This is a genomic window from Cystobacter fuscus (assembly GCF_002305875.1).
Classification (GTDB): Bacteria; Myxococcota; Myxococcia; order Myxococcales; family Myxococcaceae; genus Cystobacter; species Cystobacter fuscus_A.
Genome location: NZ_CP022098.1, coordinates 9,825,187 through 9,839,760 on the forward strand (window position 1 = coordinate 9,825,187; position 14,574 = coordinate 9,839,760).

Sequence of the window (14,574 nt, forward strand, 5' to 3'; positions counted from 1 at the left end):
CGCCGGAGCTCACGCCTCCCCGCGCGCGCCCAGGATTCGTCCATGAGCAGCATCCTCGTCATCAACGCCGCGGGCCGGGAGACCCGGGTGGCCCTCGTCGAGAACGGGCACATCGCGGAGTTCTACCTCGAGCGTAAGAAGGACAAGGGAGTCGTCGGCAACATCTACAAGGGCCGCGTGGTCCGGGTGCTCCCCGGCATGCAGGCGGCTTTCGTCGACATCGGCCTGGAAAAGGCCGCCTTCCTCTACGTCAGCGACGTCGTCTACGACCCGGACTTCGCCCGGGCCCAGTTCGAGCTGACCGAGGGCGAGCACGAAGACGCCCTCGACGTGCCCGAGGAGTCCGAGGCCATGGCCGCCGAGGCGGCCCACCACGAGACCGGCCCCGAGCCGGAAGCCGAGGTGAACGAGCCGGCCCCTCCGGCCACCGACGTCGCGCCCGCGCTCGACGCGGCGGCGGCGCCCACCGAGGCGACCCCCGCCCCCGCTCTCCAGGCGCAGCCCGCCAGCCTCGAGCCCTCCGCCCTCGAGGCCGCTCCCGCTCCCATCGCGGAGGCCGCTCCCTCCCCGGAGACGGAGACGGCCTCGGTGGTGTCCGCGCCCATCGAGGCGCGGGCCGTGTCCGAGCCCCTCGTCGCGCCCGAGGCGCTCACGCCCGTGACCGAGGCGCTCCCGGCCATGGCCGAGGCGGCTCCGGACGTGGCCGTTGCCCCGTCCGCTCCCGAGAGCACCCCCACCGAGCCCGCCGTCGCCGCGACGAGCGCCTCCCCGAGCACCGGGGAGAGCACCCCCGCCACTGCCGCCGCCCCGCGTCCGGAAACGACCGCCGGCGAGCGCCGCGCGCCCCGGGACAACCGTGAGGCCGCCCGCGAGGCGCGTGAGGGCCGCCGCGACCAGAAGGATCGCGAGCGCGACAAGGACCGGGAGAAGGACAAGGCGCGCAAGGCGCGCGACGAGCAGCCGCAGCGCAAGCGCGAGGAGGAGAAGAGCAAGCCGCGCAAGACGGCGAAGATCGAGGAGCTCTTGAAGGTGGGCCAGGAGGTCGTGGTGCAGATCTCCAAGGATCCCATCGGGACCAAGGGCGCGCGTCTCACCTCGCACATCTCCATCCCGGGCCGGCACCTGGTGTTCATGCCCACGGTGGACCACGTGGGCATCAGCCGCCGCATCTCCAACGAGAAGGAGCGCAAGCGCCTGCGGGAGATGGTGGACCGCTTCCGTCCGCCCGGCACGGGCTTCATCGTGCGCACGGTGGCCGAGAACGTGCCCCAGGAGAAGCTCGAGAGCGACATCCGCTTCCTCATCGAGGTGTGGAACCAGGTGGTGCGCCGCAACGAGAAGCGCGGCGGCTCGGGCCTGCTGCACCCGGACCTGGACCTCATCCTGCGCGCCACGCGCGACCTGTTCGCCCACGACGTGGAGAAGCTCGTCGTGGACGACCGCGAGGAGTACGAGCGCATCCTCGGCTTCGTGAACGCGCAGGACCCGGCGCTCAAGGACCGGGTGGTGCTGCACGAGTCGGACGAGCCCATCTTCGACGCCTACGGGATTGAACACGAGCTGCAGCGCGCCACCCAGCGCAAGGTGTGGCTCAAGAGCGGCGGCTACCTCATCATCGATCAGGCCGAGGCGCTCACCGCCATCGACGTCAACTCGGGCCGCTACGTCGGCAAGAAGAGCCTCGAGGAGACGATCACCAAGATCAACGTCGAGGCGGCCAAGGAGATCGTCTACCAGCTGCGGCTGCGCAACATCGGCGGCATCATCATCTGCGACTTCATCGACATGGAGAAGCCGCAGAACCGCGACAAGGTCTTCAAGTCCCTGCAGGAGGCGCTGGGCCGGGACAAGGCCAAGACGAACGTGCTGCGCATCTCCGAGCTGGGCCTGGTGGAGATGACGCGCAAGCGCGTGCGCGAGTCCATCGGCCGCGTCCTCCACGAGGACTGCCCGTACTGCGACGGCAAGGGCTTCGTGAAGACGGCCACCACGGTGGCCTACGAGATCTTCGGGGAGATCCGCCGCGAGGCGCCCGGCTACAAGGACCCCACGCTGGTCATCAACTGCAACGCCGAGGTGGCGCGGCTGCTCCAGGGTGAGGAGCGGCAGGAGCTGCGCCACCTGATGGACCGCTACAACAAGTCCATCCAGGTGAAGGCGCAGCAGAACTACCACCGCGAGCAGTACGACGTGTACGGCCGCAGCGCCCAGGGTGGAGACCACAAGGTGGCCTCCTCACCGGGCTCGGGAGACGGCGAACTGTCGATGCAGCGCCGTCCGGAGAGCGGCGGCGAGCGCGGTTTCCGCTCGGAGGGCGGTCCGGGCCGGGGCGAGCGGGGTGAGCGCGACCGGGACCGCGACCGCGGCGGCGGCCGGGGCGACCGCGACCGGGGCGACCGCGACCGCGGCGGCGGCCGGGGCGACCGGGACCGTGAACGCAGCGGCGGCAACCGGGGCGACCGCGGCGGTGGCGGTGGCGGTGGCAGCCGGGATCGGGACCGCAATCGCGGAGAGCAGCGCCGGTCCGAGCCGCGCGAAGGACGTGAAGGCCGCGAGGGACGTGAGGGCCGCGAGGCCCGGGCCCAGACGGCTCCGGCGGGAGAGCAGCAGTCTGGCTCGGGCGGCACACCGCCCGCGTCCTCGGGTGGCGGCGAGCCCAGCGGTGGCGGCAATCCGTGAAGGCAGGCGTCCGGGGCCCGGTCTCCTGAAAGGTGGCCGCCTGGACGCTTCCCCCGGGGACGAGCGGACGCCCCCTGGCCGGATCCGCTCGTGATTGATTAGCCTGGGAGGCTCGGATGAGGACCCTCCCCTCGCTCTTCCTCCAGCGACTGCGCACCCGAGCGCTTCAGTGGGCCCGGCGCACCTGGGCGCCCCTGGAGCGAACCCGGGCGGGCCGCTTCGCCGCGGACACCGCGCTCGCGGTACGCAGTCTGGCCCGCGGCTTCCAGGGCGAAAACATCCGCCTGCGGGCCGCGGCGCTCACCTACATCAGTGTCTTCTCGCTGGTTCCGCTGCTGACGGTGGTGCTCGCCCTGCTGGGGGCCTACCACCAACAGGCCTTCCAGCACCGCCTCCGGGAGTTCATCTCCGCCGTGCTGGCGCCCGGGGTGCGCGAGGAGTCGGCCACCTTCCTCGAGGGGTTTCTCGAGCCGGGCAACACGACGGCCATTGGCAGCGCGGGCTTTCTCGGCCTGCTCTTCTCCTCGGGCTCGCTGCTGCACAACATCGACGTGTCGCTGAACGAAATCTGGGGGGTGAAGAACCACCGCTCCTGGTACGTGCGCGGCCTCATCTACGCGGGCCTGCTGCTGCTGGGGCCGCTGATGCTGGCGCTCTCGTTCGCGGGAACGAGCGTCGTGCGCTCGCTGCTGCGAGGCACCCACACCCCGCTCTTCCTGGACCTCTTCGAGCTGCTGTTCGGCGCCCTGTCCCCCCTCACCGCGATCGCGGGGCTCACCCTGCTCTACGTCGTGACGCCCAACACCCATGTGCGGTGGCGCTCGGCGCTCGCGGGAGGGCTCGTCGCGGGAGTGGCCTGGAGCGTGGCGCGGCACCTGTACACGGGCATCGCCGCGTACAGCTTCCGCCACAACCCGCTCTACGCCTCCCTGGGCGCGCTGCCCATGTTCCTGGCGTGGCTGTACGTGGACTGGCTCATCCTCCTCGGAGGCGCCCGGCTGTCCTACGCGGTGGAGCACGCCACCTTCCGCGACTCGTTGTGGGCCTTCGGCGCGCACCCCCGGGCGAGGGAGCTGGTGGCCGCCCAGCTCGCCCAGGAGACCACCCTCGTCTGGTTCGACGGCACCCCGCCACCCCTCCCCCGGGAGCTGGCGCTGCGCCTGCGCGTCGCCGAGTCGCTCGTCGACGAGGTGGCCGAGGACCTGGAGCACGCGGGCCTGCTCGCGCGCCATCGCCGGGGGGGACTGCTTCCCGCCCGCTCCCCCAGCGAGTTGACCCTGGCCGACCTGACCCTCGCGGTCCACGGCGTCTACAGTCCCGTCGCCCCCGGCGACTGGAGCCTTCCCCCCGCCCCCGGCTTCGAGCCCCTGGCGGCCATCTTCCACGAGGCGGACTCCCTGGGGCTCGAGGTCCTGCGCCGCACCCGGTGGCTGGACCTGGCCATCCTGGTGCGTCCGGAGCTGGCACGGCCGCACCTGGCGCCCGCCGTCCCGCCTGCCGCCCCCCAGGAAGCGGGCAGCGGAAATCCGTAACGTTTCTAGGCAGTTGGCGGGCCTCGTGGCTTGCGCGTGGGAGGCGTTCTGTTATCGTCTCGGGTTCGACCACGGGCCAAGCGCCCTGTTTCCGAGGGGTTACGCGGTTTGCGGGAGCATGCGATGCTCAAGTCCGATCTGATCAACGTCCTCGTCAACAAGAAGCAGATGACGCAGAAGCAAGCCGAGGCCACGGTCGAGACGATTTTCGAGTCCATGAAGGAAGCCCTCTGCCGCGGCGAGAACATCGAGATCCGCGGCCTGGGCGCCTTCCACGTGAAGAACTACCAGGGCTATCAAGGCCGCAACCCCAAGACGGGACAGATCATCCCCGTGAAGCCCAAGCGCGGCCTGTTGTTCCGCACGGGCAAGGAGCTGCGCGATCGGGTCAACCGGCCTCCGCCCCAGACGCCCCAGTCCGACGTCTCCTTCGATCCCAAGCGAGGCAGTGGCGGCAGCTACTAGCCCGCTGCCTCAGGGCCCCGGCGCGACCGGGGCCAGCCGTCCCAGGGGACGAACCTGCAGTTGCAGCTCCAGTTCACTGTAGGTGAGGACCGCGACGTCGGGAAAGGCGCCCTCGCACAGCTTGCGCAGGGTACGCCGGACGTCCGGTGCCGTGAGCAACACGGTCTGCCCGCCCGCGGCGATGCGCTTCACCCCCTCCAGGATTTCCGCGATCCGCTCGGGAGCGGGCGCCGGCCCACGGGCCCCGGCGGAGCGCAGCGTCTCCTCGATCTCCGGCTCCACCAGGTAGGCGAAGAGCGGTCCCGAGGGCGCGAACTTGTGGCTCAAGTAGCGAGACAACGCCTGCCGGCAGCGCTCGGCCAGGGCCGCGGCATCCCCCTCGGTGGTGGGCGCCACCAACGCCTCCAGGATGGCGCGCAGGTCGCGGATGCTCACCTGCTCGTCCACGAGCTTGCGCAGGACCTCGGTGAGCAACGGCAGGGGCACCTTCTGGAGCGCTTCCTTCACCAGGGTGGGCGCCTGAGCCTCGAGTCCATCCAGCAGGCCGCGCACCTCCTGCACCCCCAGGAAGCCCGCCGCGCGCGCGCGGATGACGCCGCGCAGGTGCTCGGCGATGAGCGCTCCGGCGCTTCGCAGCGGAACCTGCGCCAGCTCCAGACGCGCGCGGCTGTCCGCCGGCACGCGGCTGATGGGCCTGCCCGTGAACGGCTCCACCACCGGCTCGGCCGTCACCTCCAGGAAGGCCAGCTCCTCCGGTTGAGCCAACGCGTAGAGCATCTCCGGCGCGACCTGCCCCATTCCCGCGGGCACCTCGTCGACGAGGATCCGGTACGTCCCCGGTGGCAGATAGGCCGCTCCGGTGCGCACCCGCATACCGGGCACGCGCACCCCCAGCTCGAGGAAGAGCTCGTCCCGGAGCTGGTTGAGCACCTGATGCACGAACGCACCTCCCTGCGCCTGCGCCAGCGCGGTGAGGTCCGGCGCGAGATCCACCGTCAAGGGCGCCACGCCCACCGGTACCGCCGCGCTTTGCGGAGGAGCACCAGGCGCCCCCTTCGCCTCGTCTCCGGCGGACGCCTCGCCCGGAGCGCCGGGCTCTTCCCCCGACAGGGAGCGCAGGCGAGGAAGGACATACGCGAGCCCGCCCAGCGCGGCCCCCAGGCCAAGGAAGGTCAGATGCGGCATTCCGGGCATCACGGCGAGCGCCCCGCAGAGCGCGACCACCACCCAGAGCACCCGGGCCTCACCGAAGATCTGCGCGCCGATGTCCGAGCCGAGCGAATCCTCCTCCTTCTCCGACGCCACGCGCGTGACGACGAGCCCCGCCGCCACCGCGATGCAGAGGGAAGGAATCTGTGACACCAGCCCGTCCCCGATGGCGATGAGCGCATAGGTGGAAGCCGCTTCCGCCACCGGCATTCCGTTCTGCAGCACGCCAATGCAGCTTCCCCCCAGGAGATTGACCAGGACGATGACCAGGCCGGCGATGACGTCTCCCTTCACGAACTTCATCGCGCCATCCATCGCTCCGAACATCTGCGACTCGCGCTCCAGATCGCGCCGTCGGCGGCGGGCCCGCGTCTGATCGATGGCTCCCGCGCGCAGATCCGCGTCGATGGACATCTGCTTGCCCGGCATCGCATCCAGGGTGAAGCGCGCGGAGACCTCGGCCACGCGCTCGGCGCCCTTGGCCACCACGAGGAACTGCACCAACGTGAGGATGGCGAAGATGACCGCGCCGACGACGTAATCGCCCCGGACGACGAACTCGCCGAACGCCTGGATGATTTCCCCCGCGTGGCCGTCCGCCAGGGCCAGGCGCGTGGACGACACGTTGAGCGCGAGCCGGAAGAGCGTGGTGAACAGGAGCAGGGTCGGAAAGGACGTCACCTTCAACGCATCCCGGGCCTGGAGCGCCGCCACCAGCAGCGACACCGCCGCCACCAGATTGAGGGCCAGCCCCAGATCCAACAACCAGGGCGGCAAGGGGATGATGAGCGCGCCCAGCACCGCGACCATCGCCACGGCGAGCACCACGTCCGAGGAGCTGCGTGCCCGCAGGAGAATCTTCATCAATCGGTTCATGCTCTCTGCCTTTCGTGGAGGGTCCTCCACCCCTACGGCTCCCGCGCCACCCGGAGCACCGCCGCGGCGGCCTGATACAATTCCTCGGGGATCTCCTCCCCGACGTCGTAGTGCACGAGGCTGCGCGCCAGTGGCACGTCCCGCACCACGGGAACGCCGAGCCGCTCGGCCTCACGCCTCAACTCGAGCGCGTCCGCCTCGCGCCCCTTGCCGACGAGGTAGGGCGCCTCGCACTCCTCCGGCGCATAGCGAAGCGCGACCGCGAGGTGCGTGGGGTTGACGACCACGACACTCGCCTTGCCCACCCCACGCGCCGGCCCCCCCGCCGCGAACTGTCGATGGAGCGCCCGCCGCTGACTCTTGTGATGGGGATCTCCCTCGCTCTCCTTGTGCTCGCGCTTCACCTCCTCGCGCGTCATCATCAAGTCCTTCAGGTGCCTCCGGCGCGCGAGCACGTAGTCCCCCACGCCCAGGACCACGAGCACCCATGCGAGCCGCAGCACGAGCGGAGCCAACCGCTTCACGCCGTGCTCCAGGCCCAACGTGCCCGTCAACCAGACGGAGCGCAGCACGTCCGGCCCCGCCTCCACGGCCTCGCTCCACACCAGCCACCCCACGCCCACCGCCACGAGCAGTGCTTTGCCCAGTTCGATGAGCGGTCTCACGCTGAACAGCTTCTTCAAGCCCGCCAGGGGATTGACGCGCTCCCATTTCGGCACCACGTGGTCCGCGTTCACTTCGAGCCCCACCGTGGCCACGGACACCGCGAGGGACGCCAGCCAGGCACTCCCGAGCGGGGGACCCACCAGGAGCAGCAGCAGGACTCCCGCCTCCTCGAGCGCACCCGCGGACTCCTGGTGCAGCATCAACCGGGCCGTCCACGCCTTCAGCCGGGTGAAGCCGAGGGGAACCACGACGGACAGGGTCCAGAAGCCCCCCAGCGTCACCACGCTGGAGGACAGCAGGCGGCTGCGCGGGATCCGTCCCTGCCGACGCGCCTCGCGCAGACGCTTCGCCGAAGGTTGCTCCGTCTTCCCGCTCACCGCGCCATCTCCGCCAGTTGGAACAAGGCGTCCTCCACTTCGAGGAAGCCCGCGAGCAGCCGCTCACAGAACAACCCCACGCCCAGCCACAGCAGGGCGCCTCCCGCGAGGATGCGCAGGGGAGCCCCCATGTCCTGGAGATTCACCTGGGGCGCGGCGCGCGACACGAGTCCCACCAGGCAGTCCACCGCCATCACCGCCGCGGCCACCGGCGCCCCGATCGCCAATCCCGTGGCCATGGCCCCTCCCGCGAGCCCCACGACAAGCAACACCGCCCCCTCCCCGGGCACGTACGCCCCCAGGGGAACCCAGCCGAATCCCCGCACCAGCCCCGACAGCACCACGGGCATGAGCCCTCCCGTGATCACCATCCCCACGAGCAGCGGGTGGAGCGCGTCTCCCGTAGCGGATTCGCGAGACCCCGTGACAGGCAGGCTCGCCTCCGCGGACGTGCCCCGGAACAGGTCGATGAAACGGCCTCCCATCCGCGCCGCGTCGAAGGGCAGCGCCGCGACCAAGCCCAGCGACACCCCATAAGTGAGTTCCTTCATCGTCAGCGCGGCCAGATGCACGGGCGACGTCACGGGCGTGGACAGGGACACTCCCGCCTCCTGATGCAGGAAGAGGGCGAGGCTCAGGACCAGCGCGAGCTTCACCGTCGTCGGCGCCGCCTGTCCTCCCAGCAACGGGCAGAGAAAGGCCACTGGCAACAGCCGCGCGGAGCACAAGGCCACCGCCACCACGTCTGGCCCCCAGGACTCGAACCACCCCCCAAGCAGTTCCCACCTCATCCGCCCACCTCCGCGATGAAGCTCAGGATCCGATGCGTGAAGAGCGTGAGCTGGCCGGCGATCCACGGCCCGGCCACCACCAGGGCCAGGACCGCCGCGCACAGCTTGGGCACCACCGTGAGCGTGCTCTCCTGCAACTGCGTGGTGGCCTGGAAGAGGCTCATCAGGAAGCCCACCACCAGGCTCGCGCCAATGGGTGGCAGGGACGCGAGCACCATCAGCAGGAGGGCCTCCCGGCCCAGGGAAAGCAACACGTCCTGGGTCATGGCATCACCGGTAGCCGAGGATGAGGCCGCGCGCGAGCAGCGACCAGCCATCCACCGCGACGAAGAGGAGGATCTTGAAGGGCAGGCTCACCTGACTCGGCGACAGGGACTGCATTCCCAGGGCGAGCAGGACGTTGGCGACGACCATGTCCAGCACCAGGAACGGAAGGAAGACGAGGAAGCCGATTTGAAATGCCTCCTTCAGCTCGGTGAGGACGAAGGCGGGAACGACCACGAACAGGCTCTCCTCGTGGACCCGCTCCGCCTCCTCGGGCGGGCGCAGCTCACGAGCCAGCTCCACGAGCCGGGCACGCTCCTCCGGACTGCCGTGCTTGATCAGGAAGGCACGCAGCGGCTCCATCACCTTCCCCGCGCCCTCGAGGATCCGCGCGCCAGAGCCCATGTCCTCGTAGACGGCCAGCCCCGCGTCGTACATGCGCTCCATGACGGGCGCCATGATGTGCCCCGACAACACCGCGGCGAGCCCCGTGAGCACGAGAGTCGGCGGGGCTTGCTGCGTCCCCATGGCCGAGCGCGCCAGGGACAACACCACGGCGATCTTCGAGAAACTCGTCAGCATCAACACCGCGAAGGGCAGCAGGGACATCACCGCCAACATCCCCATCATCGACAGCGGTGTGCCCGCGAAGGACATCTGCGACAGGGAGGGCTCCGCCGCCGAGGCAACTCCGGGCACGAGCATCCCCCCCACGAGCCACGCGCTCCTCATGACAGCGGCTCCTCGACCGCGGCATCAGCCACCGCGCGTCGGCGCGACCGGGACTTCACGCGCACGGGTGCACGTGCCGGACGGATCTCCGCGAAGGAATCGCCAAACACCACGAAGTAGCGGCTCCCCTCCACCTCCACCAACGCCAGCCCACAGCGCTGCGACAAGCCGGTCCGGGACACCACCCGCAGCGGCTCGGTGCGCGAGAACCCGTCCCCGGCACGCCCTCGGTACATCAGCCACCCGCCCAGGACCGCCAGGGCCAGGCCGCCCAACAACGCCCGCGCCAGCGAGGTCACGGACGCATCCCTCCACTGCGCCACCCCCGCCAGGCCCAGCACGAGCCCGAGCGCCAGGAGCAGCCGGATACGCGGCGATACCGAGGTCCACCAGGTCTTCATCGGCGCGCTCACGGCAGCAGGCAGAGGATACGGGCCCCGACCTCGCCCTCGATGTCCACCAGCTCCGCCCGCGCCACCGCCCGGTCCCCCACGCGCAACAGCACGGGCTCGCTGGCGCTGACGCGCAACGGCAGCAACGCCCCCGGCTTCAATGCCGCGAGCTCCGAGAGCGACATCGTCATCCGCGTCAGCTCGATCTCCACATCCACCGGCAGCGGGGGAAGGCCCTCGCTCCGCTCATGCACCGCGGTCACCATGTCCGACTCCTGGAGAAGTCCGCGTCCGAGGACGCGGTTCAACGTGAAACCCTCGGGGGCGAACTCCCCCCCACATTCCAAGCCACGCAACAGCAGCCGCCCGGGACCCCGCAGGCTCGTGCCCGACCAGCACAGCCCCGCGAACAGGATGACGTCCCCCACTCCCAACGTGGCCAACGCCTCGCGCGACAGGGTGGAGCACCCCACCCGGAAATGAACGGCCAGCCGCGCCGCCAACACCTCGGGCGCGATCGAGTCGTCACGCTCCACCGGCAGGTCGTTCAGTGCGCTCTCGAGGCTCCTGGCCGGAACCACCAACCGCCCCCCCGCGGTCGTCTGCCCCACCGTCACCGTCAGTTCCACGCCCAGGTGGCGCTGCCGGGCATCCAGACGCGCCAGCGCCTCCGCGCGGTTCACCGTCACCCCGGTGAGACGCGGACTGAAGCGCCCTTGCAACTCCCCCTGGCCCCGCAGCGCGGACAACACCGACAGGCCCACGAAGGCGAAGGAGGCCTCCTCCAGGCGCGTCAGCCCCATGAGGGGAGTCCGCTTCGTCACGCCCCCCGACAGCCGATCCAGGACGGCGAAGAGCACGGGTGACTCCAGCTCCAGCACCGCCGTCCCTCCCGTCGCCGACAGGTCCACCAGCGCGAATGCCGCCGTGTGCGCCAGCCCCGTCGCCGGCATCACCACCGCCTCCAGCACCCGTGCCTCCACCTGGACCGGACAGCCCAGTTCCCGGCCCAGCACGTCGCAGACTCCCCGCATGGCCTGCCGCGCGAACCGCACGGCCTGGGGACGCTCCCGCAGCGTCACGTGAGCTCGAGACAGACGACGGGTACCGAGCCGACGCAGCCCCATCGGCTTCAAGGTCGTGGACTGGGTATGGATTCCAGGGGGACTTCGCATGGTTCACTCCGTGCCGCGAATGGGCCTGTCTCCTTCAGCGCCCGTGCCAATACCCAGGCTCGTGAAATCACCCGTTTGGAGGACGGGAGCCTCTCGAAACGGGACGAGCCGTCTCACCGCGTGGCTTCGCGGATGAGCCGCTCGGCCAACGCACACACCCGCTCGGTGGCCTCGGGCCCCGAGGGCTCCAACTGGAGCGAGGGAAAGAGGCTGCGGTGGTAGGGAGGCAGCCGCCGGAAGATCTCCCGCCGCAACGCCTCGGGCGCCTGCTCCATCACCCCGCGCAACCGCGCCGCGGCATCCAGCCGCACGCCGAACTCCACCGCCACCCGGGCCTGTCTCCTCGCGGAGGAGAGCGCGGCGAACCCCGCCAGGTAGCCCCGGGCCCGCACCGCGTCGGACTCCTTCAAGCCCTCGAACAGCTCCGCCGCCCGGTCCCGGCCCCACACCAGCGCCACCAGCGCCAGCCCCTCCAGGGGCAACGAGGCCGAGGAGCCCGGCTCGACCTCTCCTCGAGACGGAGGCCGCACGGGCACGGAGCTCCGCGAGCCCCGAGCCACCACGGTCCGCTCCAACTCCGGCGTACTCCCCCCTCGCGCCTCCACCATGACCCCTCCCGACATGATCAAGCCACCTTGCGCGCCGCCCCCGGAGCCACCACCGGCCGCGAGGGAGCGGAAGGCGCCGCGGGCTTCGCCTCCACCCGGGCTTGAAGGTGCCGCAGGCGCAACGTCATCCAGCACAACCCCAGCGACAGCCCCGTGATCACCAGGGACAACACCGCCAACAGCACCCGCAGCCGCGTCAGCGGAGACGCACCCGGTGCGGGCGCCACCACCCGCGTGGACACCTCGTCCACCATGAGTGACACCCCCTCGGCACTCAGTCCTTCCACGCCTCCGGCGAGCAGCGCGCGCAGCCGCTCCCGTTCCCCCTCGAGCCGCGCCGCATGACCGGGGGCCACGCGCAACAGGGCCGAGGCCTTCGCCGGCACCGGTTGCTGCCCGGGCCTCGGCGCGGGGGGCACCACCAGATGCACCCGCGCGAGAATCACCCCCTCCACCGTCTGTAGCGTCTTCTCCAATCCCTGCTCCATCACCCGCACCCGGCACAGCTGCTCCTCCACCGGCGTGCGCACCAGGCCGCCCCCTCCGAAGACGTCACACCCCGCGTCCTCCGGCGGCCTCGGCAATCCCAGCTCGGCGAGGATGCGCACCGCGTCCGAGCCCTGCTCCCCCGTCACCTCGATGGCCCACGTGGGCTTCTTGCCCGACTCGGGCACCTTGCGCGCGTCGAGCCCCCGCTCGACGAGCACCCGCTGCAGTTCGTTGGCCTGGCGCTCGTCCAGGCCATGTTGGATGCGGTCCTGACAGCCCGTGGCACACACGAGCAGCAGGAAGAGACAGCGTCGCGAGAACATGGAATGACTCCTCACACCTGCGTCTGGAGGATCTGCTTCACGCCGCCGGTCGCCTTCTCGACGACCTTGCCGGCGAGATCGAGCTCCTGGCTCGCGCGGTACACATGGGCCTGGAAGGCGAGCAGCTCCGCCGCGGAGAACGATCTGCCGGACTCGGCCAGCTCCAGGATGTGATCCAACCGCCTCTGTGCTTCCCCCACCCGGTCCAACACCCGCGCCGCCTGGGCCTGTCCGGGCTCGGGCACCGCGCCCACCTGCCCCGCGGCCTTCACCTCCGCCCGCCCGCCCGAGGCCCGCTCCACGCCTCCCGCCTCGCACACCCCGCGCGTCGCCTCGGGCCGTTGCGCGGGCACCCGGCCCGGCGCGCCCTCGGTGGCCACCGGAATGCCCGGCGGCCTGGCCGCGCCCTTCGCGCCCTCCATCACCTGGCTGAAACCCGCCCGGCCCGAGCGCTCCAGCGCGGACGCGGCGCCCGTCCCTCCGACCGCTCCCACCTTGCCGATGGCCATGACGTGCCCCTAGCGGATGTTGTTGATGGCCGCCTTGGCCGAGTCGTGGCGCACCTTCATGATGTTGGAGACCGCGTTGTGCGCGCGGCTCTCCGCCTGCATCTGGTTCTGCAGCTCCATGTAGGCCAGGTTCATCTTCGCCCCCTCGGCCTGCATCTCCTTCTGGGCCGCCAGCAGATCCCACTGCTCTCCCTGCCCCGTCGTGCCCCCCACGCCCCCCGTGCCGGACACCACCGCCGCGCTCCGCGCCGACGAGGCCGAGGTGGACACCACCGAGCCCACGCTCGCCACCGCCGCGCTCACCACCGGGGCTCCGGGTGCCAGCGCGGCCACCACGCCCCCCGCCGTGTTCACCACCGTCCGCGCCGTGCGCGCCATCACCTCGCCGAAATCGTTGTTCGGCGTCTGCCTCGCCACCGTCGGGGTGATGGACAGCGTGCCAATCCGATTGCCGTTCTCCACGTGAAGCCTCCTGCGCTTGGGAATGCGCCCGGCCTCTTCAGCCGGCATGCCAACCCGCGGGGGCGGCCTTCCCGAGCGACAGGAGCCTTCGACCCTCGCGGAGGCCTCCATGGGATGGAGCCCTCGTCCACGGGAATGGATGGTGCGGACGGGCAGCCGAAAACTTGCGAGCCCCCCGGAGTGCTTCAGAGTCGTAGTCCCCTGTTGCACCCCGAGGATTCCGAATGATGCCGCCCACCGACCCCACCCGTTCCCAGGGGCGCTACCACCCGCGCGTGGAAGCCAATTGGATGGTCCACGTGCACCTCGGCGAGCGCCGGGTACTCGTCAAGGCGCTCGACCTGTCCATGGCGGGCCTGTTCCTGCATGGCCACCCTCCGGACGACGTCAAGCGGCTCACCCTCACGCTCCCGCTGCCCGGCGTCGGGGAGCTCACCACGAACTGCGCCATCGTCCGCCGCGAGGCGCACGGCGTGGCGGTCGAGTTCGACGAGCTGGACTGGGACCACCTGCTGATGCTGGCGCGCTACCTCCACCCGCGCCTGCCCTGAGCCGCGTCAGGTCACCTGGCGCAGCCGCTCCACCAGCGCCATCAACTCCGCGCCCTTGAAGGGCTTCTGGATGTAGCCGTCCGCCCCCGCCAGCGTGGCGCTCTCCATGTCCGCCTTCTTGGACTTGGCCGTGAGCATGTACACCGGCACCTTCGAGGTCAGCGGATCACTCTTGAGCATCCGGCACACCGAGATGCCATCGAGCTGGGGCAGCACCACGTCCATCAGGATGAGCTGGAAGGGCCGGCCCTTCGCCAGCTTCAGGCCCTCGACGCCGTTGGAGGCACAGACCACCTCCACGGCCCCATCGCTCAACATGGAACGCACCAGTTCCCGGATGACGGGTTCGTCCTCGACCAGGAGGATGTGGAAGGGATTCTGCGGATTGGCGACCATGGGATTCACTCGAAGGCGAGCACCCCCGTCCCTGCCGGGGCGGCGATGGGGCGGGCAGGATACAACCCAGCCCGGGTG

16 protein-coding genes are annotated in these 14,574 nt (G+C 70.7%); 4 read left to right on the forward strand and 12 right to left on the reverse strand.

The annotated features are described in order from the left end of the window. The first annotated feature begins 42 nt into the window (after positions 1 to 42). The 3 genes from CYFUS_RS39775 (at position 43) to CYFUS_RS39785 (ending at position 4,676) form a co-directional block, all read left to right on the forward strand. Positions 43 to 2,679, forward strand: a complete 2,637-nt coding sequence (locus tag CYFUS_RS39775) for an Rne/Rng family ribonuclease (RefSeq protein ID WP_095989940.1) — start codon at positions 43 to 45, stop codon at positions 2,677 to 2,679. Between the two features lie 116 nt (positions 2,680 to 2,795). Beyond that, entirely contained in the window at positions 2,796 to 4,211 is a 1,416-nt protein-coding gene (locus CYFUS_RS39780; RefSeq protein WP_095989941.1) for a YihY/virulence factor BrkB family protein, read from the forward strand. A 123-nt stretch (positions 4,212 to 4,334) separates the two neighbouring features. Beyond that, positions 4,335 to 4,676, forward strand: coding sequence for an HU family DNA-binding protein (locus CYFUS_RS39785; protein ID WP_095989942.1), 342 nt, complete (start codon positions 4,335 to 4,337; stop codon positions 4,674 to 4,676). 9 nt (positions 4,677 to 4,685) lie between these two features. On the opposite strand, the gene CYFUS_RS39790 is transcribed toward CYFUS_RS39785, so the two are convergent. The 11 genes from CYFUS_RS39790 to CYFUS_RS39840 all read right to left on the reverse strand — a co-directional run bounded on the left by CYFUS_RS39790 (position 4,686) and on the right by CYFUS_RS39840 (position 13,549). Further along, positions 4,686 to 6,761, reverse strand: a complete 2,076-nt coding sequence (locus CYFUS_RS39790) for a flagellar biosynthesis protein FlhA (protein ID WP_095989943.1) — start codon at positions 6,759 to 6,761, stop codon at positions 4,686 to 4,688. Between the two features lie 32 nt (positions 6,762 to 6,793). Then, complete coding sequence (locus tag CYFUS_RS39795; protein ID WP_095989944.1) at positions 6,794 to 7,804, reverse strand: EscU/YscU/HrcU family type III secretion system export apparatus switch protein; 1,011 nt, start codon at positions 7,802 to 7,804, stop codon at positions 6,794 to 6,796. After that, positions 7,801 to 8,595 carry an EscT/YscT/HrcT family type III secretion system export apparatus protein gene (locus CYFUS_RS39800; RefSeq protein ID WP_095989945.1) on the reverse strand — a complete coding sequence of 265 codons (795 nt, stop codon included), beginning with the start codon at positions 8,593 to 8,595 and terminating at the stop codon, positions 7,801 to 7,803. The genes CYFUS_RS39795 and CYFUS_RS39800 overlap by 4 nt, the downstream gene beginning before the upstream one ends. Then, positions 8,592 to 8,861 carry a flagellar biosynthetic protein FliQ gene (locus CYFUS_RS39805; RefSeq protein WP_095989946.1) on the reverse strand — a complete coding sequence of 90 codons (270 nt, stop codon included), beginning with the start codon at positions 8,859 to 8,861 and terminating at the stop codon, positions 8,592 to 8,594. The genes CYFUS_RS39800 and CYFUS_RS39805 overlap by 4 nt, the downstream gene beginning before the upstream one ends. A gap of 4 nt (positions 8,862 to 8,865) precedes the next feature. Further along, positions 8,866 to 9,591, reverse strand: a complete 726-nt coding sequence (gene sctR, locus CYFUS_RS39810; RefSeq protein ID WP_095989947.1) for a type III secretion system export apparatus subunit SctR — start codon at positions 9,589 to 9,591, stop codon at positions 8,866 to 8,868. Then, on the reverse strand, positions 9,588 to 9,992 hold the full coding sequence (locus tag CYFUS_RS39815; protein WP_095989948.1) for a flagellar biosynthetic protein FliO: 405 nt from the start codon (positions 9,990 to 9,992) through the stop codon (positions 9,588 to 9,590). The genes sctR and CYFUS_RS39815 overlap by 4 nt, the downstream gene beginning before the upstream one ends. An 8-nt stretch (positions 9,993 to 10,000) precedes the next feature. Beyond that, positions 10,001 to 11,158, reverse strand: coding sequence for a type III secretion system cytoplasmic ring protein SctQ (gene sctQ, locus CYFUS_RS39820; protein WP_232537080.1), 1,158 nt, complete (start codon positions 11,156 to 11,158; stop codon positions 10,001 to 10,003). 113 nt (positions 11,159 to 11,271) lie between these two features. Beyond that, entirely contained in the window at positions 11,272 to 11,781 is a 510-nt protein-coding gene (locus tag CYFUS_RS39825) for a hypothetical protein (RefSeq protein ID WP_095989950.1), read from the reverse strand. 2 nt (positions 11,782 to 11,783) lie between these two features. Continuing rightward, the gene (locus tag CYFUS_RS39830) at positions 11,784 to 12,578 is read right to left on the reverse strand and encodes a flagellar M-ring protein FliF (protein WP_095989951.1); all 795 of its coding nucleotides are present in this window, start codon (positions 12,576 to 12,578) and stop codon (positions 11,784 to 11,786) included. An 11-nt stretch (positions 12,579 to 12,589) separates the two neighbouring features. Continuing rightward, positions 12,590 to 13,087 (reverse strand): ATP-dependent helicase HrpB, encoded by a 498-nt coding sequence (locus CYFUS_RS39835; RefSeq protein WP_095989952.1) that lies wholly within the window; start codon positions 13,085 to 13,087, stop codon positions 12,590 to 12,592. 9 nt (positions 13,088 to 13,096) lie between these two features. Next, the gene (locus CYFUS_RS39840) at positions 13,097 to 13,549 is read right to left on the reverse strand and encodes a hypothetical protein (protein WP_095989953.1); all 453 of its coding nucleotides are present in this window, start codon (positions 13,547 to 13,549) and stop codon (positions 13,097 to 13,099) included. A gap of 224 nt (positions 13,550 to 13,773) precedes the next feature. Between CYFUS_RS39840 and CYFUS_RS39845 the strand changes: the two genes are divergently transcribed. Further along, on the forward strand, positions 13,774 to 14,100 hold the full coding sequence (locus CYFUS_RS39845) for a PilZ domain-containing protein (protein WP_095989954.1): 327 nt from the start codon (positions 13,774 to 13,776) through the stop codon (positions 14,098 to 14,100). A 6-nt stretch (positions 14,101 to 14,106) separates the two neighbouring features. Here the strand turns inward: CYFUS_RS39845 and CYFUS_RS39850 are convergent, their stop codons facing one another. Then, positions 14,107 to 14,496: a response regulator gene (locus tag CYFUS_RS39850; RefSeq protein WP_095989955.1), complete on the reverse strand. Its 390-nt coding sequence runs from the start codon at positions 14,494 to 14,496 to the stop codon at positions 14,107 to 14,109. Positions 14,497 to 14,574 lie beyond the last annotated feature (78 nt).